This window comes from Burkholderia lata (assembly GCF_000012945.1).
Classification (GTDB): domain Bacteria; phylum Pseudomonadota; class Gammaproteobacteria; order Burkholderiales; family Burkholderiaceae; genus Burkholderia; species Burkholderia lata.
The window spans coordinates 1,269,479-1,290,273 of record NC_007509.1 but is presented as its reverse complement, the minus strand read 5'-3'; the positions used below and the strand labels follow the sequence as shown (position 1 = coordinate 1,290,273).

The 20,795-nt window shown below is 68.4% G+C and carries 21 protein-coding genes; 18 read left to right on the top strand and 3 right to left on the bottom strand.

The features are described from left to right. Positions 1–3 precede the first annotated feature (3 nt). From dmpG to BCEP18194_RS05420, 10 genes are all read left to right on the top strand, one after another. A complete protein-coding gene (gene dmpG, locus BCEP18194_RS05465; protein WP_011350330.1) occupies positions 4–1,032 on the top strand; it encodes a 4-hydroxy-2-oxovalerate aldolase in 1,029 nt (342 codons plus the stop codon). Then, positions 1,029–1,802 (top strand): 2-keto-4-pentenoate hydratase, encoded by a 774-nt coding sequence (locus BCEP18194_RS05460; protein ID WP_011350329.1) that lies wholly within the window; start codon positions 1,029–1,031, stop codon positions 1,800–1,802. The genes dmpG and BCEP18194_RS05460 overlap by 4 nt, the downstream gene beginning before the upstream one ends. Continuing rightward, a complete protein-coding gene (locus BCEP18194_RS05455; RefSeq protein ID WP_011350328.1) occupies positions 1,799–2,230 on the top strand; it encodes a RidA family protein in 432 nt (143 codons plus the stop codon). Before BCEP18194_RS05460 ends, BCEP18194_RS05455 begins: the two co-directional genes overlap by 4 nt. Positions 2,231–2,279: 49 nt before the next feature. Then, complete coding sequence (locus BCEP18194_RS05450) at positions 2,280–2,804, top strand: 3-hydroxyanthranilate 3,4-dioxygenase (protein ID WP_041492683.1); 525 nt, start codon at positions 2,280–2,282, stop codon at positions 2,802–2,804. Positions 2,805–2,835: 31 nt separating this feature from the next. Then, positions 2,836–3,861, top strand: coding sequence for an amidohydrolase family protein (locus BCEP18194_RS05445; RefSeq protein WP_011350326.1), 1,026 nt, complete (start codon positions 2,836–2,838; stop codon positions 3,859–3,861). 43 nt (positions 3,862–3,904) lie between these two features. Then, positions 3,905–5,134 (top strand): kynureninase, encoded by a 1,230-nt coding sequence (gene kynU, locus BCEP18194_RS05440; RefSeq protein ID WP_011350325.1) that lies wholly within the window; start codon positions 3,905–3,907, stop codon positions 5,132–5,134. A 112-nt stretch (positions 5,135–5,246) separates the two neighbouring features. Next, the gene (locus tag BCEP18194_RS05435) at positions 5,247–6,662 is read left to right on the top strand and encodes an amino acid permease (protein ID WP_011350324.1); all 1,416 of its coding nucleotides are present in this window, start codon (positions 5,247–5,249) and stop codon (positions 6,660–6,662) included. A gap of 179 nt (positions 6,663–6,841) precedes the next feature. Continuing rightward, positions 6,842–7,213, top strand: coding sequence for a CidA/LrgA family protein (locus BCEP18194_RS05430; RefSeq protein ID WP_011350323.1), 372 nt, complete (start codon positions 6,842–6,844; stop codon positions 7,211–7,213). Next, a complete protein-coding gene (locus BCEP18194_RS05425) occupies positions 7,210–7,944 on the top strand; it encodes an LrgB family protein (RefSeq protein ID WP_011350322.1) in 735 nt (244 codons plus the stop codon). Before BCEP18194_RS05430 ends, BCEP18194_RS05425 begins: the two co-directional genes overlap by 4 nt. Before the next feature lie 230 nt (positions 7,945–8,174). Beyond that, positions 8,175–8,480 (top strand): hypothetical protein, encoded by a 306-nt coding sequence (locus BCEP18194_RS05420; RefSeq protein ID WP_011350321.1) that lies wholly within the window; start codon positions 8,175–8,177, stop codon positions 8,478–8,480. 91 nt (positions 8,481–8,571) lie between these two features. On the opposite strand, the gene wrbA is transcribed toward BCEP18194_RS05420, so the two are convergent. Beyond that, on the bottom strand, positions 8,572–9,174 hold the full coding sequence (gene wrbA / locus BCEP18194_RS05415; RefSeq protein ID WP_011350320.1) for an NAD(P)H:quinone oxidoreductase: 603 nt from the start codon (positions 9,172–9,174) through the stop codon (positions 8,572–8,574). Between the two features lie 61 nt (positions 9,175–9,235). Next, entirely contained in the window at positions 9,236–9,961 is a 726-nt protein-coding gene (locus BCEP18194_RS05410) for a pirin family protein (protein WP_011350319.1), read from the bottom strand. 128 nt (positions 9,962–10,089) lie between these two features. On the opposite strand from BCEP18194_RS05410, the gene BCEP18194_RS05405 reads away from it, so the two are divergent. The 7 genes from BCEP18194_RS05405 to BCEP18194_RS05375 all read left to right on the top strand — a co-directional run bounded on the left by BCEP18194_RS05405 (position 10,090) and on the right by BCEP18194_RS05375 (position 18,460). Next, the gene (locus BCEP18194_RS05405; protein WP_011350318.1) at positions 10,090–11,007 is read left to right on the top strand and encodes a LysR family transcriptional regulator; all 918 of its coding nucleotides are present in this window, start codon (positions 10,090–10,092) and stop codon (positions 11,005–11,007) included. Between the two features lie 94 nt (positions 11,008–11,101). Then, a complete protein-coding gene (locus BCEP18194_RS05400; protein ID WP_208860686.1) occupies positions 11,102–12,223 on the top strand; it encodes a Fic family protein in 1,122 nt (373 codons plus the stop codon). 619 nt (positions 12,224–12,842) lie between these two features. Further along, on the top strand, positions 12,843–13,040 hold the full coding sequence (locus tag BCEP18194_RS05395; RefSeq protein ID WP_011350315.1) for a DUF3311 domain-containing protein: 198 nt from the start codon (positions 12,843–12,845) through the stop codon (positions 13,038–13,040). 85 nt (positions 13,041–13,125) lie between these two features. Beyond that, positions 13,126–14,520 carry a sodium:solute symporter family protein gene (locus BCEP18194_RS05390; protein ID WP_011350314.1) on the top strand — a complete coding sequence of 465 codons (1,395 nt, stop codon included), beginning with the start codon at positions 13,126–13,128 and terminating at the stop codon, positions 14,518–14,520. Between the two features lie 36 nt (positions 14,521–14,556). Next, positions 14,557–16,224: an amidohydrolase gene (locus BCEP18194_RS05385; protein WP_011350313.1), complete on the top strand. Its 1,668-nt coding sequence runs from the start codon at positions 14,557–14,559 to the stop codon at positions 16,222–16,224. Next, positions 16,221–17,258: a CobW family GTP-binding protein gene (locus BCEP18194_RS05380; RefSeq protein WP_011350312.1), complete on the top strand. Its 1,038-nt coding sequence runs from the start codon at positions 16,221–16,223 to the stop codon at positions 17,256–17,258. The genes BCEP18194_RS05385 and BCEP18194_RS05380 overlap by 4 nt, the downstream gene beginning before the upstream one ends. 197 nt (positions 17,259–17,455) lie before the next feature. Then, positions 17,456–18,460: a lysozyme inhibitor LprI family protein gene (locus BCEP18194_RS05375; RefSeq protein WP_011350311.1), complete on the top strand. Its 1,005-nt coding sequence runs from the start codon at positions 17,456–17,458 to the stop codon at positions 18,458–18,460. Positions 18,461–18,517: 57 nt separating this feature from the next. On the opposite strand, the gene BCEP18194_RS05370 is transcribed toward BCEP18194_RS05375, so the two are convergent. After that, on the bottom strand, positions 18,518–19,603 hold the full coding sequence (locus BCEP18194_RS05370) for a LacI family DNA-binding transcriptional regulator (RefSeq protein ID WP_011350310.1): 1,086 nt from the start codon (positions 19,601–19,603) through the stop codon (positions 18,518–18,520). A 241-nt stretch (positions 19,604–19,844) separates the two neighbouring features. On the opposite strand from BCEP18194_RS05370, the gene rbsK reads away from it, so the two are divergent. After that, positions 19,845–20,771 carry a ribokinase gene (rbsK, locus tag BCEP18194_RS05365; RefSeq protein ID WP_011350309.1) on the top strand — a complete coding sequence of 309 codons (927 nt, stop codon included), beginning with the start codon at positions 19,845–19,847 and terminating at the stop codon, positions 20,769–20,771. Positions 20,772–20,795: the final 24 nt, after the last annotated feature.

Below are 20,795 nucleotides of genomic sequence, written 5' to 3'. Positions count from 1 at the left end.
GCGATGACCGACCAGACGAACAAGATCTATCTATCGGACGTGACGCTGCGCGACGGCATGCATGCGATCCGCCATCAGTATTCGCTCGACAGCGCCGTCGCGATTGCGCGCGCGCTCGACGACGCGGGCGTCGACAGCATCGAGGTCGCGCACGGCGACGGGCTGTCGGGGTCGAGCTTCAACTACGGCTTCGGTGCGCATACCGACCTGCAGTGGATCGAGGCGGTGGCCGGCACGGTGAAGCGTGCGCAGGTCGCGACGCTGCTGCTGCCGGGCATCGGCACCGTGCACGACCTGCGCGCCGCGTACGACGCCGGCGCGCGCATCGTGCGGATCGCGACGCACTGCACGGAAGCCGACATCTCGAAGCAGCACATCGCGTATGCACGCGAACTCGGGATGGACACCGTCGGCTTCCTGATGATGTCGCACATGACGTCGCCGGACGCGCTCGCGCAACAGGCGAAGCTGATGGAAAGCTACGGCGCGCAGTGCGTGTACGTGGTCGATTCGGGCGGCGCGCTCGGCATGCGCGATGTCGCCGCGCGCTTCGATGCGCTGAAGGCCGTGCTCGACCCGGCCACGCAGACGGGCATGCACGCGCACCACAACCTGTCGCTCGGTGTGGCGAACTCGATCGTCGCGCTCGAACACGGTTGCGACCGCATCGATGCATCGCTGACGGGCATGGGCGCCGGGGCCGGCAACGCGCCGCTCGAAGTGTTCGTCGCGGCGGTCGACCGCCTCGGGCTGCATCACGGCTGCGACGTGAAGCAGCTGATCGACGCGGCGGAAGACATCGTGCGCCCGTTGCAGGAGCGCCCGGTGCGGGTGGACCGGGAGACGCTCGCGCTCGGCTATGCGGGCGTGTATTCGAGCTTTCTGCGCCACACCGAAGCGGCCGCCGCGAAATACGGGCTGTCGGCGTTCGACATCATGGTCGAGCTCGGCCGGCGGCGGATGGTCGGCGGGCAGGAGGACATGATCGTCGACGTCGCGCTCGACATGCTGAAGGCACGGGAGGCCGCATGACCGATCTCGACAGGCTGGCCGCCCGCGTCGACGACGCCGCGCGCCACGCGGAGGCGATCGCGCAACTGACGACCGGCGCCGCGTTCTCGCTCGACGAGGCTTATGTGATCCAGCGCGCGTCGATCGAGCGCCGCATCGATCGCGGCGAGACGATGGTCGGCGTGAAGCTCGGCTTCACGAGCCGCGCGAAGATGGTCCAGATGGGCGTCGACAGCCTGATCTGGGGCTGGCTCACCGACACGATGCTGGAAGAAGACGGCGGGCACGTCGCGCTCGGGCGCTTCATCCATCCGCGCGTCGAGCCGGAAGTGTGCTTCCTCACGCGCCGCGACATCGACCGGCCGCTGACGCTGCTCGAAGCAGCCGGCTACCTGGAAGCCGTCGCGCCGGCGATGGAGATCATCGATTCGCGCTACCGCGATTTCCGCTTCACGCTGGAGGACGTGGTGGCCGACAACTGCTCTTCGGCCGGCCTCACGATCGGCCCGTGGAGCACGCGTTTCGACGGGCTGCGCAATGCAGGCGTCGTGATGCGGATCAACGGCCGCGTGGTCCAGACCGGCTCGACCGCCGCGATCCTCGGCGATCCGCTGCGCTCGGTCGTGCAGGCATCGCGGCTGATCGCGGCGAGCGGGCTCGTGCTGCCGGCCGGCTCGCTGATCATGGCCGGGGCGGCGACGGCCGCCGATGCGTTACCAGCCGGCGCGCACGTGCATTGCACGGTGCACGGGCTCGGCAGCACCGAATTCACCACCACTCGACCATCATGAGCCAAGACCATTCGATCCAGGGCCGCGTCGTGCCCGGCAAGGCCACGCCGCGCGGCCGCTTTCCGCACATCACGCGTGCGGGCGATTTCCTGTTCGTGTCGGGCACCAGTTCGCGGCGGCCCGACAACACGATCGCGGGCGCGTCGGCCGACGCACTCGGCACCGTGCAGCTCGACATCCGCGAGCAGACGCGCACGGTGATCGAGAACATCCGCGACATCCTGCGCAGCGAAGGCGCCGATCTGTCGTCGCTCGTCGAGATCTCGTCGTTCCTCGTGAACATGAACGATTTCGCCGGCTACAACGCGGTGTACGGCGAGTATTTCGACGAAACGGGCCCGACGCGCACGACGGTCGCGGTGCATCAGCTGCCGCATCCGCATCTGCTGATCGAGATGAAGGCGATCGCGTACGCGCCGAAAAAATGACATGCACGGCGAGGGGGCGTTTCGCGTCACCCGCCCGGAGGAGACGACCATGCTGAAGTACGGCACCCCGTTCAATTTCTCGCGCTGGATCGACGAGCATGCGCACTTGCTGAAGCCGCCGGTCGGCAACCAGCAGGTGTGGCAGGACAGCGATTTCATCGTGACCGTCGTCGGCGGCCCGAATCATCGCACCGACTATCACGACGATCCGTTCGAGGAATTCTTTTACCAGTTGCGCGGCAACGCGTACCTGCACCTGTGGATCGACGGCAAGCGCGAACGCGTGGACCTGAAGGAAGGCGACATGTTCCTGCTGCCGCCGCACGTGCGGCATTCGCCGCAACGCCCCGAGGCCGGCAGCGCTTGCCTCGTGATCGAGCGGCAGAGGCCGGCCGGCGTCGTCGACGGGTTCGAGTGGTACTGCGACGCGTGCGGGCATCTCGTCCATCGCGTCGAGGTGCAGCTCAAGAGCATCGTCGACGACCTGCCGCCGCTGTTCGACGCGTTCTATGCGTCGGACACGCTGCGCCGCTGTGCGCATTGCGGCCATATGCATCCCGGCAAGGCGACCTGACCCGCCGCGCCCTTTCACCGACAGAACGACGATGACACTTCGAATCGACATGCATTCGCACTTCTTCCCGCCGATTACGCGGGAAGAAGCCGCGCGCCTCGACGCGCAGCGCGCGCCGTGGCTGCGCATCGACGCGGACGGCCAGAACGGGATGATCATGACGGGCGAGCGCGCGTTTCGCCCGGTCTACCGCGCGCTGTGGGACCCGGCCGCGCGCCTCGAGGAGATGGACGCGCTCGGCATCGACATCCAGCTGATGTGCGCGACGCCCGTGATGTTCGGCTACGACAGCGCGCCGCACGATGCGCACGACTGGGCGATGCGGATGAACGACCGCGCGCTCGAACTGTGCGCGCATGCGCCCGACCGGATGCTCGCGCTCGCGCAGGTGCCGCTGCAGGACGTCGAGCTCGCGTGCCGCGAAGCGACGCGCGCGCATCGCGCCGGCCATCGCGGCGTGCAGATCGGCAACCATCTCGGGCCGCTCGACCTCGACGACGCACACCTCGTCACGTTCCTCGCGCACTGCGCGAACGACGGCATTCCGGTGCTCGTGCATCCGTGGGACATGATGACCGACGGCCGGATGAAGAAATGGATGCTGCCGTGGCTCGTCGCGATGCCGGCCGAGACGCAGCTCAGCATGGTGTCGCTGATCCTGTCCGGCGCGTTCGAGCGGATTCCGCGCACGCTGAAGCTGTGCTTCGCGCACGGCGGCGGCAGCTTCGCGTTCCTGCTCGGCCGCGTGCAGAACGCGTGGGAGCAGCGCGACATCGTGCGCGAGGACTGCCCGCATCCGCCCGTCAGCTATCTCGACCGCTTCCACGTGGACAGCGCGGTATTCGATCGCGGCGCGCTGCGCCTCTTGGTCGACACGATGGGCGAGGACCGCGTGATGCTCGGCTCCGACTATCCATTCCCGCTCGGCGAGCAACGGATCGGTTCGCTCGTCGAGCAGCATCCCGATCTCTCCGAATCCGCGAAAGCCAAGATCCTCGGCGGCAACGCGCTGCGCTTCTTCGACCTGCCGCCGGCCGCGGCGTCGCGCGCGGCCTGATGCCCCTTACGACGAACTCCATTCAAGAAGGAAACCTGATTTCATGACCACACGCGAACACTGCGCCGCACTCGATGCGGCCGACCCGCTCGCCCACTGCCGCGCGCGCTTCGACCTGCCCGCGGACACGATCTATCTCGACGGCAACTCGCTCGGCGCGATGCCGGCGAACGTGCCGGCGCGCATGCAGCGCGCGCTCCAGCACGAATGGGCGCACGGGCTGATCCGCTCGTGGAACGACGCCGACTGGTACCCGGCGCCGCAGCGCACCGGCGACAAGATCGCGAAGCTGATCGGCGCGGGCGACGGCGAGGTGATCGTCGCCGATTCGACGTCGGTGAATCTCTTCAAGGTGCTGGTGGCGGCCACGCGGATGCGGCCGGGGCGCCGCGTGATCCTCGCGGAGCGCACCAATTTCCCGACCGACGTTTATATCGCGGCGAGCGTCGCCGAGATGACCGGTTGCGAGCTGCGCTGCGTCGATCCGGACGACATCGTCGCGGCGATCGACGACAGCGTCGCGGTCGTGTCGCTGACGCACGTGAACTACAAGAGCGGCAAGCGCTACGACATGGCGGCCGTCACGCGCCAGGCGCACGAGGCGGGCGCGCTGAGCGTGTGGGACCTGTGCCACTCGGCCGGCGCGATGCCGATCGGGCTGAACGCGTGCGACGCGGACTTCGCGGTCGGCTGCGGCTACAAGTACCTGAACGGCGGGCCCGGCGCACCGGCCTACGTGTTCGTCGCGTCGCGGCATCTCGCGAGCGTGCGGCAGCCGCTGACGGGCTGGCACGGCCATGCGAAGCCGTTCGACTTCACGCACGACTACGCGCCGCATCCGGCGATCGACCGGATGCTGACGGGCACCGCGCCGCAGCTCGGCGTGATCGCGCTCGAAGCTGCGCTGGACGCATTCGACGGCGTCGATCTCGACGTGCTGCGCGACAAGAGCGTCGCGCTCGGCGACCTGTTCATCGCGCTCGTCGACCAGGAACTCGCGGGCCTCGGCTTCACGCTCGCGTCGCCGCGCGACGCCACGCAGCGCGGCAGCCAGGTGTCGCTCGCGCACGAGCAGGGCTACGCGATCGTGCAGGCGCTGATCGCGCGCAACATGATCGGCGACTTCCGCGCGCCCGACATCCTGCGCTTCGGCTTCGCGCCGCTGTACGTGCGCTACGTCGACGTGTGGGACACGATCGCCGCGCTGAAGGACGTGGTGACGAGCGGTGCATGGAACACCGACGCATTCCTCGCGCGCAAGTCGGTGACCTGACGGCCCGCGCAATCCGGCACGCAGTACGACGCAACACGACGCAACAGAACGCAGAACGAGATCGGACGACGTCCCGCACCACGCGGGGCGCGTTCGACGAAGGAGACACGGCATGAACCAGCGGCAGGGATTCGACGCGATCGTCGAACGTGAGAAGGGGTTGCATCGCGGGCTGTCCACCGGGCAGCTGTCGATGATCGCGATCGGCGGCGCGATCGGGACGGGGCTGTTCCTCGGCAGCGGCTTCGCGATTGGCTTCGCGGGGCCGAGCGTGCTCGTCAGCTATGCGATCGGCGCGCTGATCGCGCTGCTGCTAATGGGCTGCCTCGCCGAGATGACGGTCGCGCACCCGACGTCGGGCTCGTTCGGCGCGTATGCCGAGCACTACGTGAGCCCGTGGGCCGGCTTTCTCGTGCGCTACGCGTACTGGGCGTCGATCGTGTTCGCGGTCGGCACCGAGGTGACGGCGATCGCGGTGTACATGAAGTACTGGTTTCCGGCCGTGCCGGGCTGGTACTGGATCGTCGGCTTCTCGGCCGCGCTGATCGGCATCAACCTGGTCAGCGTGAAGGTGTTCGGCGCGGTCGAGTACGTGTTCTCGATGCTGAAGATTGCCGCGATCGTCGCATTCATCGCGCTCGGCGCGGTGGTCGTGTTCGGTGCGCCGGCGGGCTCCGGCATCGGCTTCGCGAACTACACGGCGCACGGCGGCTTCTTTCCGAAGGGCGTGTGGGGGATGTGGGTCGCGGTGATCGTGTCGATCTTCAGCTACCTGAGCATCGAGATGATCGCGGTCGCGGCCGGCGAGGCGCGCGACCCGCACCAGGCGATCACGCGCGCGTTCCGCGCGACGATGGTGCGCCTTGTGTTCTTCTACCTGCTGACGCTCGCGCTGATGCTGGCGATCGTCCCGTGGACGGCGGCCGGCGCCGACGAAAGCCCGTTCGTGAAGGTGATGGCCGCGACGCACGTGCCGGGCGCGGCCGGCGTGATCAACTTCGTGATCCTGGTGGCCGCGCTGTCGGCGATGAACAGCCAGCTCTACATCACGACGCGGATGATGTTCAGCCTGTCGCGCGCCGGCTACGCGCCGAAGGCGCTCGGCCGGCTGACGGGCCACGGCGTGCCGGCGGCGGCGCTCGGCCTGTCCGCGATCGGGATCGCGCTCGCGACCGTGCTGAACGTGCTGTATCCGGACACGTCGTTCGTGATGATGATGTCGGTGTCGATGTTCGGCGCGATGTTCACGTGGCTGATGATCTTCGTCACGCACCTGTTCTTCCGCCGGCACCACCGCGGCCAGGTGCTCGCGTTCCGGATGTGGGGCTTCCCGGTCACGTCGCTGCTCGGCGCCGCGCTGATGTTCGCGGCGCTGGTGACGACGTATTTCACGCGCGAGTTCCGGATGACGCTGTTCTGCGGCGTGCCGTTCATGATCGTGTTGTCGGTCGTCTATGCGGTGTGGTATCGCGGCAAGGGCGCCGAGCCGGCGGCCGGGCGCGAGGGCGTTCACGTGCCGGGGCAGTGACGGGGTACAGGGCGCGCCGCGCTCCCGGCGGCGTCTCCCGGCCGCACCCGCACGCGGCGATGTCCGATCGCGCGTGAAGTTGGTACGATCGCCCGTATCGTTCACGCCGGCGTCGCAAGCCGCCGGCCATCGGTCGCGCGGCCGTCCGGCCGCACGGCCCCGTTCGGGAGAAGCCGTTCATGCTGCAGGCGTTCGCGGTCTTGCTGACCTTCCAGTGTCTCGGGGAAGGCGTGTCCTACCTGTTCGGCCTGCCGGTGCCGGGCCCGGTGATCGGCATGCTGCTGCTGTTCGGCTTCGTGATGCTGCGCCCGCAGGTGGCCGACGCGATCGAGCCGACCGCGCTCGAGCTGCTGCGCCACCTGTCGCTGCTGTTCGTGCCGGCCGGCGTCGGCATCATGGTGTCGGCCGACCGCGTGCGCGGCGATGCGGTTGCGGTCGTCGTCGCGCTGGCCGTCAGCACCACGCTCGCGATCGCGGTGACCGCGTTCGTCACGCGCGCGCTGCTGCGCCGCCAGCGGCGCGCGGGCGGTGCGGCGGAGGGCACGCGATGACGGCCTTCCCGAAACTCGGCGCGATCTGGGTCTATCTCGCCGCAACCCCGTTGCTGGGCCTGACCATCACGCTGGTCGCCTATCTGCTCGCGCAGGCCGTCTATGCACGGGCGCGCTTCAACCCGCTCGCTAACCCGGTGCTGATTGCGGTCGCGCTGATCGTCGTGCTGCTGACGCTCACCCATACGCCGTATCCGACGTATTTCGAAGGCGCGCAGTTCGTCCACTTCCTGCTCGGCCCCGCGACCGTCGCGCTCGCGCTGCCGCTGTACCGCCAGTGGTCGAAGCTGCGCCGCGCCGCGGTGCCGCTGCTGGTCGGCCTGCTGGCGGGCTCGCTGACCGCGATCGTGTCGGCGGTTGGCATCGCTGCGCTGTTCGGCGCGTCGCACCAGACGATCGCGTCGCTCGCGCCGAAATCGGCGACGACACCGATCGCGATGGCCGTCGCGGCCGAAATCGGCGGGATTCCGTCGCTCACCGCGGTGCTCGTGATCTCCACCGGGATTTTCGGGGCGGTGTGCGCACGCGGGATCCTCAATGCGCTGCGGGTCGACGAACCGGCCGTGCGCGGCTTCGCGCTCGGCGTCGCGTCGCACGGGATCGGCACCGCGCGCGCGTTCCAGGTCAGCGAGGAGGCCGGCGCGTTCGCCGGGCTCGGGATGGGGCTGAACGGCGTGCTGACGGCCTTCGTCGTGCCGATCCTGCTGCCGGTGCTGTCGCGCTGGGTCTGAGCGCCGGGCGGGCGGGGCCGGGTTATCGGTTTCCCTGATGGCGCCGGCGCGGCGCCGAAACGACGGCGCGCGCGGTACGCATGTATCGTGGCCGTTATCGGGAGAATTCAGGAACGCACACGGACAACTGAATACTGATCGGCTAACGTTGCATCGGCGCCGTTGCCGCAAGCGGTCGTGTGCGCGCTGGTGTCCGACCCACAACCAACAATCGACAAGGAGATCCGGCCATGAAGCAGTCTCGCGTGGTATCGGTGGCAGTAGCAGTAACGGCGTCGTTCGGTCTGCTGTTGACCGCCGCGCCGGCGGCATACGCGCAGGATCCGGCGTCCGCGCCGACGCAGAAGCAGGTCGACAAGGCGCAGAAGAAGGCGGCCCGCAAGGCCGCCCGGGCGCGGCACGCGTCGGACCTGAAGGCGATCGGCACGGGCAGCGGCTACCGGTTGACCAACGACCAGAGCAACTATCCGCAGAACGCCACGCAGAAGGCGCCCGGGACGAAGGCGGCGCCGGCCGCCCCGGCATCGGGCCAGTAACGGCCGGAACCCGGGCACAGCGCAAACGGCGCCGGATCGACCGGCGCCGTTTGTGCGTGTGCGGGGCTGCCCGAACGGCCGGGCCGCCGCGTTACGACGCGAGCTTGCTCGCGAGTTCCGCGACGCGCTTGCCCTGGTAGCGCGCGATGTCGAGCTCGTTCGCGCTCGGCTGGCGGCTGCCGTCCGCGCCGGCGAGCGTGGTCGCGCCGTACGGCGTGCCGCCGGTGATTTCGTTCATGTTGACCAGGCCGCTGCACGCATACGGCACGCCCACGATCACCATCCCGTGGTGCAGCAGCGTCGTGTGGAACGACGTGATCGTCGTTTCCTGGCCGCCGTGCTGCGTGCCGGTCGACGCGAACACGCTGCCGATCTTGCCGACGAGCGCGCCCTTCATCCACAGGCCGCCGGTCTGGTCGAGGAAGGTGCGCATCTGGCCGGCCATGTTGCCGAAGCGGGTCGGCGTGCCGAAGATGATCGCATCGTAGTCGGCGAGTTCGTCCACCGTCGCGACCGGGGCAGCCTGGTCGACCTTCACGCCGATCGCGCGGGCCTGGTCGACGGGAATCGTCTCCGGCACGCGCTTGAGCGTGACCTCGACGCCCGCCACCGATTTCGCGCCTTCCGCGATGTGCTGCGCCATCGTCTCGACGTGCCCGTAGGACGAGTAGTAAAGAACGAGTACCTTGGCCATGTTGCGAATCTCCGATTAAAAGGGCCCCGCGTTCAGCGGGGCCCGGTTTCCCGAACGGGCGTCATGCCCACTCGGCCGTTACTTCGACCGGACGCAGGTCGAACACCAGCACTTCGGCATCCTTCCCGTCGGCGAACGTCAGCGCCTGTTCGTCGCGGATGCGCACGCCGTCGCCTTCGCCGAGCGTCACGCCGTTGACCGTCACGCTGCCGCGTGCCACGTGCACGTATCCAAAGCGGTTCGGCGCCAGTTCCAGCGTCGCGCGTTCATCGCCGTCGAACAGGCCCGCGTAGATCCGCGTGTCCTGCCGGATCTTCAGCGAACCGGCGTCGCCGGTCGGCGAGACGACGAGCGCGAGCTTGCCGCGCTTGTCGCCGGCCGTGACATTGGTCTGCTGATAACGCGGCTCGGCCCCCTTTTCCGACGGCCCGACCCAGATCTGCAGGAAGTGGACCGGCAGTTCCGGCGAGTGGTTGAACTCGCTGTGACGTACGCCGGTGCCGGCGCTCATCAGCTGCACGTCGCCCGGCACGATCACCGAACCAGTGCCCATCGAGTCCTTGTGTTCCAGCGCGCCGTCGAGCACGTACGACATGATCTCCATGTCACGGTGCGGGTGCGTGCCGAAGCCGCGGCCCGGGGCGACGCGGTCGTCGTTGATCACCAGCAGGTCGGAGAAGCCGACTTGCTTCGGATCGTAGTAATTCGCGAACGAAAACGAATGACGGGAGCTGAGCCAGCCATGCTCCGCACGGCCACGTTGGTTTGCTGCACGGATTTCGATCATGATTTTTGTTCCTCAAGACGCCGGACCTCGGAAGTGGGCCCGGCCGTTCGTTGAGATGAATCTTAGGTCAATCGATTTGACAAATAAATGGCTGTAGAGATAATGACTGTCGCTATGGAGTGGACAATATGGAACTCAACGATCTCAGGATCTTCGTCGCGACGGTCGATGCGGGCAGCTTCACGGCGGCGGCCGACCAACTGATGCTGTCCAAGCAGTTCGTCAGCCGGCGCACGATGGCGCTGGAGGCGTCGCTCGGCGTGCGGCTGTTGCACCGGAACACGCGCAATCTCGCGGTGACCGAATCGGGGCACGAGTTCTATGCGCGCGCGCAGCGGATCCTCGCGGAGATCGCCGACGCCGAGCAGGCGATGTCGGTGCGCAGCACTGAGCTGCACGGGTCGCTGAAAATCAGCGCGCCGCTGTCGTTCGGGATCACGCACGTGTCGCCGCTGATCGCCGAGTTCCTGTCCGCGCACCCTGCCGTGCGGCTGAACCTCGACCTGACCGACCGCCGCGTCGACCTGATCGGCGAGGGCTTCGATCTCGTGCTGCGGATCGGCTCGCTCGAGGATTCGACGCTGATCGCGCGAGCGCTCGGCGCGTGGCGGATGGTCGCGTGCGCGAGCCCTGCCTACCTGAAGCGGCAAGGCACGCCGCAGACGCCGGCCGATCTCGCCGGCCATACGTGCGTGCTGTACGGCCGCGAACGGCGCATCGGCTGGGAATTCCGCGTCGACGGCGCGGCGCGCACGTTCGACGTGCAGGGGCCGCTCGTCGCGAACAACGGCGAAGTGGTGCGCGACGCGGCGATCGCGGGGCTCGGCATCGCGCTGCTGCCGGATTTCATCGTCGGCGCGGCGCTCGACAGCGGCGCGCTGGTGCCGGTGCTCGACGCGTATGCGCCGTCGCCGATCACGCTCAATGCGGTGTTTCCGCAGCATCGGGAAGGGTTCGTCACGCTGCGCACGTTCATCGGGTTTCTCGCGGAACGGCTCGGCGAGGCGGCGCCGGCGGGGAAGGGCGGGGCGGGCCGGGCGCGGTAACGCACGCGGTTGCGGGAAATGAGGGGGTTATTCTCCGCAGAATTTGCGGAGAATATTGAGCCATGCGGTGAATCGGTGGGATAATCTCCGCATCATGAGCGGAGATTACACCTACATCTGGGAATCGGCAGACTGGCCCGCGTGGCGCTTCGACCTCCCGGCACTGGCGACGCCACTCGCCGACGTCAGCCGTGCGCAAGGCATGCTGGCCGGGCGGCTGGCGGATGTCGGCCTGGCGTTGCGCGACGAGGCCAGCCTGGCCGCGCTGACGGAAGACGTCGTCAAGACCAGCGCGATCGAGGGCGAAAGCCTGAACGTCGCATCGGTCCGGTCGTCGATCGCGCGCCGGCTCGGCGTCGACATCGGTGCGCTGGCGCCGGTCGATCGTCACGTCGAGGGCGTGGTCGACTTGGTGCTGGACGCGACAACCCATGCGGCGGCACCGGTCACGGACGCCCGTCTGTTCGGGTGGCATGCGGCGCTGTTCCCGACCGGCTACTCGGGGATGGCGCGGATCACGGTCGGCGGCTGGCGCACGGATGCCACCGGGCCGATGCAGGTCGTGTCCGGGCCGATCGGCCGGCAGCGCGTGCATTTCGAGGCGCCGCCCGCCGCGCGCCTCGCCGGCGAGATCGCGCGTTTTCTCGCGTGGCTCAATGCCGCACCGGTCGAGCCCTTGCTGATCCGCGCCGGCCTGGCGCACCTGTGGTTCGTCACGCTTCATCCGTTCGACGACGGCAATGGCCGGATTGCGCGCGCGCTCGGCGATCTGGTCCTCGCGCGCGCCGACCGCAGTCCGCAGCGCTTCTACAGCCTGTCGGCGCAAATCCAGCGCGAGCGCAACGCGTATTACGACGTGCTGGAGCGGACGCAGCGCGGCTCGCTCGACGTCACGGAATGGCTCGCGTGGTTCCTGACCGCGCTCGGCCGGGCCATCGATCACGCGCACACGACGCTCGACGCGGTGCTGGTCAAGGCGCGTTTCTGGCAGCGCTGTGCGGGCTTCGCGATGAACGAACGCCAGGTGAAGGTGATGAATCGCCTGCTCGACGGCTTCGAGGGGAAGCTGACTTCCACCAAGTGGGCGGCGCTGGCGAAGTGCTCGCAAGACACCGCGCTGCGGGACATCACCGAACTCGTCGAGCATGGCGTGCTGCGTCGGTCGTCGTCCGGCGGGCGGAGCACGAGTTATGAGCTGATGCCGTTCGACGGCTGATGCCGGCGCGGGTCATGACCGGCAAGCGTCGAGCGCGACGGGGCGGGGGCGCGTTGCCGCGTCGATCGTTGCCGCGTTGACCGGGCGGCACCGAGTGGCAGCGGGCAGCGCTGAGCGGCACCAAGCGGCATCGAGCGGCACCGAGCGGCATCGAGTGGCACCGGGCGGCACCAAGCGGCACCGAGCGGCACCGAGCGGCATCGAGCGGCATCGAGCGGCACCGAGCGGCACCGAGCGGCACCGAGCGGCATCGGGCGGCACCGAGCGGCACCGAGCGGCACCAAGCGGCACCGAGCGGCACCGAGCGGCACCGAGCGGCATCGGGCGGCACCAAGCGGCACCGAGCGGCACCGAGCGGCACCGAGCGGCATCGGGCGGCACCGAGCGGCATCGAGCGGCACCGAGCGGCACCGAGCGGCACCAAGCGGCATCGAGCGGCATCGAGCAGCACCGTGCCGCGCCGGGCAGTGGACCACTGGCCCAAGCGATTGCCCGCGTCTGGCACTATCCCGCGCCTTTTTGTCTTCGAATACTGGATTCGACGCCGGATGTCGTGCAGGCGACATCCGCCGCCCCGCGTACGGCCCTTCCGTACGAACCCGCTTTCGAGGAGACACGCATGCTCAGGTATCTGATCGGCATCGGTATTCCGTATCTCGGCGTGATCGGCGTGCTGCCCTGGGTGGCCGCGCAGGACCGCTACGTGCTGGGCGTGCCGTTCATCTTCATGTGGATCTTCGCGTGGTTCGTGCTGACGTCCGGCTGCCTGTTCGCGTGCTGGATGCTGTTCGACCGCCGCGCGAGCGGTGCCGCGTAGCGCACGCATCCCGCTTCCTGCGGACCGCCGGCCGCCCGCGCTTTCCGGCGAACCCCACGCTTTCCGTTCCTTCGCAGAGGTGCGCATGTCAACGGTCGTCTTCGCCGCGCTGATCGCGCTGTCGCTCTATCTCGCCATCCGTTCCGGCCGCGGCCGCGGCAAGCAGAGCGTGCATGACTTCTTCGTCGCGTCGCGCCAGTTCGGCACGGCGCTCGTGTTCTTCCTGACCGCCGGCGAGATCTACAGCATCGGCACGATGGTCGGCTTCCCCGGCGGCATCTACGCGAAAGGGCCGACCTACGGCGTGTGGTTCCTCGGCTACATCCTGCTTGCCTACCCGATCGGGTATTTCGTCGGCCCGAAGATCTGGGAGGCCGGCAAGCGCCACAACGCGATCACGCTGCCCGACCTGTTCAAGGGCCACTTCCGCAGCCGCGGGCTCGAGCTGGTCGTTGCGTGCGCATCGATCCTGTTCCTGATCCCGTGGGGGCAGCTGCAGTTCACCGGGCTCGTCGCGGCGCTCAAGGGACTCGGCTGGCACGTCGAGCCGCTGTACCTGATCCTCGTGTGCGCGGCGCTCGCATTCACCTATATCGCGATCTCCGGCGTGCGCGCGTCGGCGTACATCGCGATCCTGAAGGACATCCTGATGCTGCTCGCGATCGTCGTGACGGGCGTGGCCGTCGCGTGGCAGGTGGGCGGCGTGCATCCGGTGTTCGACGCGGCGAGCCGGCAAGTCAGCAACACGATGAGCGGATCGCAGCTCCGCTTCTCGATGAGCACGATGCTGTTCCAGTCGCTCGGCTTCTACCTGATGCCGTTTGCCGCGCAGAATTTCTTCACCGCACGCGGGCCGAACGCAATCCGGCGCACGCAGGTCGTGATGCCGCTGTACATGCTGATGTATCCGTTCCTCGTGATCGCGTCGTACTACGCGATCACCGCGAACCTGAAGCTGGCATCGCCGAACGACGCGTTCTTCGCCGCCGTCACGCACTTGCTGCCGGGCTGGCTGATCGGCCTCGTCGCGGCCGGCGCCGCGCTGTCGGGGCTGCTCGTGCTGGCCGGCATCTGCCTCGCGATCGGGCCGATCGTCACGCGCAACCTGATGCCGAACCTGCCCGAGTCGCGCCAGAAGCGTGCGGCGAAATACGTGATCGTCGGCTACCTGCTGCTGTCGATCGCAACGACGATGCTCACGCCGAACCTGATGCTCACGCTGATCAACACCACGTACTACGGCGTCACGCAGTTCCTGCCGGGCGTGCTGATCCTGCTCGCGGGGCGCCAGGTGCGGCCCGTCGCGGTGGGCGCCGGGATGATCTGCGGCCAGGTGCTCGCGATGATCTTCTACGTGTTCCATGTCGACTTCGGTGGCATCAACCTCGGCCTCGTGTGCCTCGTCGTCAACGTGCTCGTCGTCGCGGCCGTGCATGCGATGCTGCACGGCCGCCCCGTGAAGCAATACGCCGTATCCTGAGCCATCGGCGTTCCGCCGCAAGGAGAACCGCATCCCATGCCAGCATCCGCAACCCCGGCCGTGCCCGTGACGGTGTTCACGGCGCGCCGCATCCTGACGATGAACACGGTGCAGCCGTCGGCCACGCACGTCGCCGTGCGCGACGGCCGCATCCTCGCGGTCGGCGATGCTGCCGACGCCGCCACGTGGCACGCGCGGTTCGGCGCCTGCACGACCGACGACACGCTGCGCGACAAGGTGCTGATGCCGGGGCTCGTCGAAGGGCATTGCCACCTGATGGAAGGCGCGATGTGGGACGCCGTGTACGTCGGCTACTACGACCGGCGCGGCCCCGACGGCACGCTGTGGCCGGGGCTGCGCTCGCTCGACGCGGTGCTCGCACGGCTCGCCGAGGCCGAGCGCGCGATGACCGACGACGGGCCGCTGCTCGCGTGGGGCTTCGATCCGATCTTCTTCGGCACCGCGCGGCTGACGACGCGCGAACTCGACCGCGTGTCCGCGCAGCGGCCGATCGCGATCCTGCATGCGAGCGTGCACCTGATGAACGTGAACGGCGCGATGCTCGCGCGCGCGGGCATCGACGAGGACACCGACATCGACGGCGTGACGCGCGATGCCGACGGCCGTCCGACCGGCGAGTTGCAGGAATTCGCGGCGATGCTGCCGGTGTATCAGACGATCGGCGGCAAGCTCGCGATTTCAGCGAGCGAGAAGCCGCACGCCGTCTGGAATTTCGGGCGCGTCGCGCAGCTTGCGGGCGTGACGACGGCCACCGATCTCGTCAACGACCTGTCGGCCGACGGCAACCGCACGCTGCGCGACGTCACCGCCGATCCCGATTACCCGGTGCGGATCGTGCCGGCGTTCGCGCCGCAGCGCAATCCGGCGCGCTCGGCCGACAGCGTGCTCGCGGAGATCGAGCGCAATACCGACAAGCTGCATTTCGGCCCTGTGAAGTTCATCGTCGACGGCTCGATCCAGGGCTTCACGGCGCGCGTGCGCTGGCCCGGTTATGCGGGCGGGCAGCCGAACGGGTTGTGGCTGATTCCGCCCGCGCAACTCGTCGACGTGTTCGAGCCGTTTCATCGCGCGGGGCTGCAACTGCACGTGCATACCAACGGCGACGAAGCGACCGACGTCGTGCTCGACGCGATGACGACGCTGCTCGCGCGCCATCCGCGCCCCGATCATCGCCATACGCTGCAGCATTGCCAGATGGCGGACGCCGCGCAGTTGAAGCGCGTGCGCGCGCTCGGGATGTGCGTGAACTTCTTCGCGAATCATCTGTACTACTGGGGCGATGCGCATTACAGCCAGACCATCGGCCCCGATCGCGCGAACCGGATGGATGCGGCCGGCTCGGCGCAGCGGCTCGGCATTCCGTTCGCCTTGCATTCGGATGCGCCGATCACGCCGCTGAATCCGCTGTTCACCGCATGGTGCGCGGTGCAGCGCGAGACGGCGTCCGGCCGCGTGCTCGGCGAAGGCGAGCGGCTTTCAGTCGATGACGCGCTACATGCGATCACGCTCGGCGCGGCCTATACGTTGCGGATGGACCATCTCGTCGGCAGCATCGAGATCGGCAAGTTCGCGGATTTCGCGGTGCTCGACGACGATCCGTCGGTCTGCGCGCCCGCACGGTTGAAGGAACTCGCCGTGTGGGGCACCGTGCTCGGCGGGCGCGTGTTCCGGTCGCCGCGATGAGTACGCAGGCCGAGGCCGCTGTGCCCACTGCTTCCACACCCGCGCCGATCGATCTCGCGGTGATCGGCGGCTATCTCGGCGCGGGCAAGACGACAGTCGTCAACGCGATCCTGCAGGCGCCGCATGGCCGGCGCATCGCGGTACTCGTCAACGATTTCGGCGCGGTGAACATCGATGCGCGCCTGGTGCGTGCGCGCGGCGACGACGTGATCGAGCTCGACAACGGCTGCATCTGCTGCACGATCGGCGGCGCGCTCGTCGATGCGCTCACACGCGTCGCGACGCGCGACGTGCGGCCCGAACTGCTGCTCGTCGAAGCGAGCGGCGTGGCCGATCCCGCGAAGATCGCGCAGATCGGGCTGCTGAACGGTGCATTCCGGCTGACGTCGGTGCTCGTCGTCGCCGATGCGCTCGCGTGGCGCGACACGCTCGCCGATCCGCTCGTCGGCGCGATGGCGCAACGCCAGCTCGACGGCGCGGGCGCGATCGTCGTGACCAAGCTCGACCGCGTAACTCCGGCACAGCGCGATGCGGTGCTCGACGACGTGCGCGCGTGTGCGCCGACCGATGTCGTCGTCGCCGCGCGACATGGCGAGATTCCGCTTGCGCTGCTGTTCGATGCGGTCGTACCCGATCGCGGCGCGATGCCGGCGGGTCTTGCGTGCGCGCACCGGGCGATCGGACACGACGCGATGCCGCCGTTCGCGAGCGTTACCGTCGCCGCGCCGGACGTGCTCGACAAGGCGCGGCTGCGTGCATGGCTGAAGGCGTTGCCGCGCACGATCCTGCGCGCGAAGGGCATCGTGCGCGTGGCCGACGCGGAGGGCACGGTCGCGACGCGCGTTTGTCAGGTTGCCGCGCGGCGCATCCGGTTTTCGTCGATGGAGAACGAGGGGCTGGCCGCGCACGACGGAGACGGCGTGATGGTGTTCATCGGGTTCATCGATACCGCCGTGGAAGCTGCATTGCGTGAAGGCATCGTGCAATGCAGCGTGGCTGCCTCGACGGTTGCGCTGACATCGACTGTCGATTGATCGGCGCCGCGCATTCGGGTTAGGCTTCGGCGAGCAACGGCACGCGCCACGTGCCGGGCCGGGCGTTTTTACCTCGAATGCCGCGTGCAGGTAGCTTCTACAGGCGTGCGATTCTGCGACGAGCCAAGCCGATGACCATCGAGAACCGATCGAATGCACGCGGGCAAACCGCGATTCCCGCACGTGATGCATCGCACATGCGTCTGCGATCCGTCGCGGCTGCCGCGTTGCTGACACTACTGCCGATCGCCGCGCATGCCGCCGGCTTCGACTGTGCGAAAGCCGCGTCGCCGACCGAGAAGGCGATCTGCGCGGATGCCACGCTGTCGAAACTCGACGGCGACCTCGCGGCGACGTGGAAGCAGGCACTCGCGAAAGGCGGCGATACGGCCGCGCTGAAGGCCGCGCAATTGAAGTGGCTCAAGCAGCGCGACCGATGCGGCGGCGACGAGCAGTGCCTCGGCGATCGCTACCGTGAACGGCTCGCGAGCCTGAACGGCACGCCGCTGGCGGCCGACCGCTGGCAGCAGACGTGGTACATGACGAGCGACAACCCGTCGTTCGGCGGCGTGCTGACGTTCACCGGCACGGCGCCGCGTCTGCATTTCGAGCTGGGCGGCAACAACGGCGCCAATACGGGCGGGCTCGACGGCGACATCGTGCTGCACGGCGATAGCGGCACTTACCGCAAGGACAAATGCCGGCTCGATTTCGAACGGAAGGGCGGGCGTATCGGCGTCACGCAACACGGGGCGGATTTCGATTGCGGTGCCGGCTCGGGTGTTTTCTACGGCGGCAAGTATGTGACCGCGTCGCAGTTCCAGGCCAAACCGGCGGCCGACCTGCTGAGCCTCAAGGTCGTCGACGACGCGACGCAGAACGCGACCGCGCACAAGCTGCTCGGCGCCGATTACCAGACGCTCGTCGACAACGTCAATTACAGCGCCGACGAGAAGGATCTCGACGGGCTCGACGCGCACGTGAATTCGTACTGGGTGCGCGGCATCGCGACGACGAATGCCGCGATCGTGATGCGGCGCGGTCACGATCTGTGGATCGGGCTGCTCGTGTTCGACGCGAAGAACGATGTCCGGATGCGCTATTACACGAACGTACCGGCGTGGAACAAGCGCGTGCCGAAGACCATCCAGGCGTGGCACGACAATCTCGACAAGACGCTGCCGGTCGACGTGATGCAGTGACGGGCGGGCGGGCGGGCCGGGCAGCCGCAGCCGCAGCCGCAGCCGCCCGGCGCGTCTTCATTTCTTGCGCGCTACCTGAACCTGCGCCGGCGCCGCCGCCGATTCCCGCGTGCGCAACTCCGGCAGCACCGCATGCCCCGGCCCTGTCGCGCCGTTTTCGAGCGCATCGAGCAACGCCTGGGCAGCCTGACGTCCGATCGCATCGGTATCGACCCACATCGTCGTCAGCGGCGGCTGGATTTCGCGCGCGAGCGCGATATCGTCGAAGCCGGTGATCGACAATTGCGCGGGCACGTCGATGCCGAGCGCCTGCGCTTCGAGCAACGCGCCCAGCGCGAGCGCGTCGTTGCCGCAGATCACGGCCGTCGGCCGTGTGGCTGCATCGCTGCCGGCGATCGCCCTCAGGCTCGCTCGCCCGAACGCGATCGTGGCCGCGCCTTCGTGCTGATGGACGGGGCGCACCGCGAGCCCGCGCGCGGCCAGCGTGTCGTGAATGCCGCGCAGGCGGGCCTGCACGCGGTCGTTGTCGGCTGACGGCTGCATGATGATCGCGAAATCGCGGTGGCCGAGGTCGAGCAGGTGGGTGGTGAGCCGCGCGAACGCCGCGCGGTTGTCGAAGCCGATGCAGCAGTGCGGGCTGTCGTCGCGATACGCATACGTGACGACGTACGGCACGCGGTGCATCGCGAGCAGTTCGAACAGTTCCGGCGGATACGCTTCACCGACGAGCGACACGGCTTCCACGCCGCGCGACAGCATCGCGCGCACCTGGGCCAGCGCCTGCGCGGGATCGTAGTTCGAGCAGCCGAGGAACAGCGTGATGCCGTGCTCGGCCATGACCGCCTGCATGCCCGCGACCTGCGACGCGAACACCTGGTCGTCGAGCGTCGGAATGATCGCGCCGGTGATGTGGGTGCGCGTGGACGCGAGCGCGCGGCCCGCCGCATTCGGAATCCAGTTCAGGGTACGCGCCGCGTCGCGCACGCGCTGCTGCACGTCGGCCGACACCTTGCCGGGATCGTTGTACACGCGCGAGACGGTCGCGGTCGATACGCCGGCCAGCTTCGCGACATCGCCGAGCACCGAGCGGCCGCTGCCGCGGCGCGCGCGGGGCGCACCGGCGCGGGACGGGGGCGAGCTCATCGGCTGTCTCCCGGCGTAGCGGCGATGGCGGCGCTACGAGTTGTCAAATGCGTCAATGTTTACCCTCGATTCATGGTGGCGCCGCTTGCATTCCCGCTCGACCCTGTGAGAATGTAAGCGCTATCTTGACGTGCTTCCGTATTATGTCAGACCCATATTCTATCCACATCGTGAGATTTTCATCGACGACGGCCACTCCGGCCATTTTGTCCGTCGCAAATGTAAGCGATTACATTCGAAAATGAGCTACACCTATCCACCTCGCATCGCTGTCGTCGGCAGCGTGAACATCGACCTCGTCACGCGCGCGCCGCGCCTGCCGGTGCCGGGCGAGACGCTGCTCGGTACGGATTTCCAGACCGCTCACGGCGGCAAGGGGGCGAACCAGGCGGTCGCGGCCGCGCGCCTGGGCGCGTCGGTTGCGATGATCGGCTGCGTCGGCGACGACGCGTTCGGTGCGCGCCTGCACGACGCGTTGTCGGCCGAGGGCATCGACGTGACGCACCTGGACCGGATCGGCGGCACGGCGACCGGGGTGGCCACGATCACGGTCGACGCGGGCGGGGCGAACAGCATCGTCGTCGTGCCCGGCGCGAATGCGCGTCTCGATGCCGACCGGATCGACGCGGCACGCGACGCGATCGCGGGCGCCGCGATGCTCGTGTGCCAGCTCGAAGTGCCGGTGGCGACCGTCGCGCGGGCCATTGCCTGCGCCTCCGCGCATCACACGCCGGTGCTGCTCAATCCCGCACCCGCGCAGCCGCTGTTCGACGCGTTGCTCGCACGGGTCGACTACCTCGTCGTCAACGAAACCGAAGCCGAATCGCTGACCGGCATCGCCGTCGGCGACGACGCGTCGGCCGTGCGTGCCGCCGATGCGCTGTGCGCGAAGGGCGTCGGCAACGTGCTGGTGACGCTTGGCGCGCGCGGCGTGTGCTGGCGCGGCGGTGCGGGCAACGGCCGCCTGCCGGCGATGCCGGTGGTCGCCGTCGATACGACCGCGGCCGGCGACACCTTCGTCGGCGGATTCGCGGCTGCCCGCGCGGGCGGTGCGTCGATGGACGACGCAATCGGCTTCGGCCAGCGCGCCGCCGCGATCAGCGTGACGCGCTACGGCGCGCAGACCTCGATTCCCACGCGCGACGAAGTAGCGCGCCTGGAACCCTGAATTCCGCATCAGACGGACAGGCCG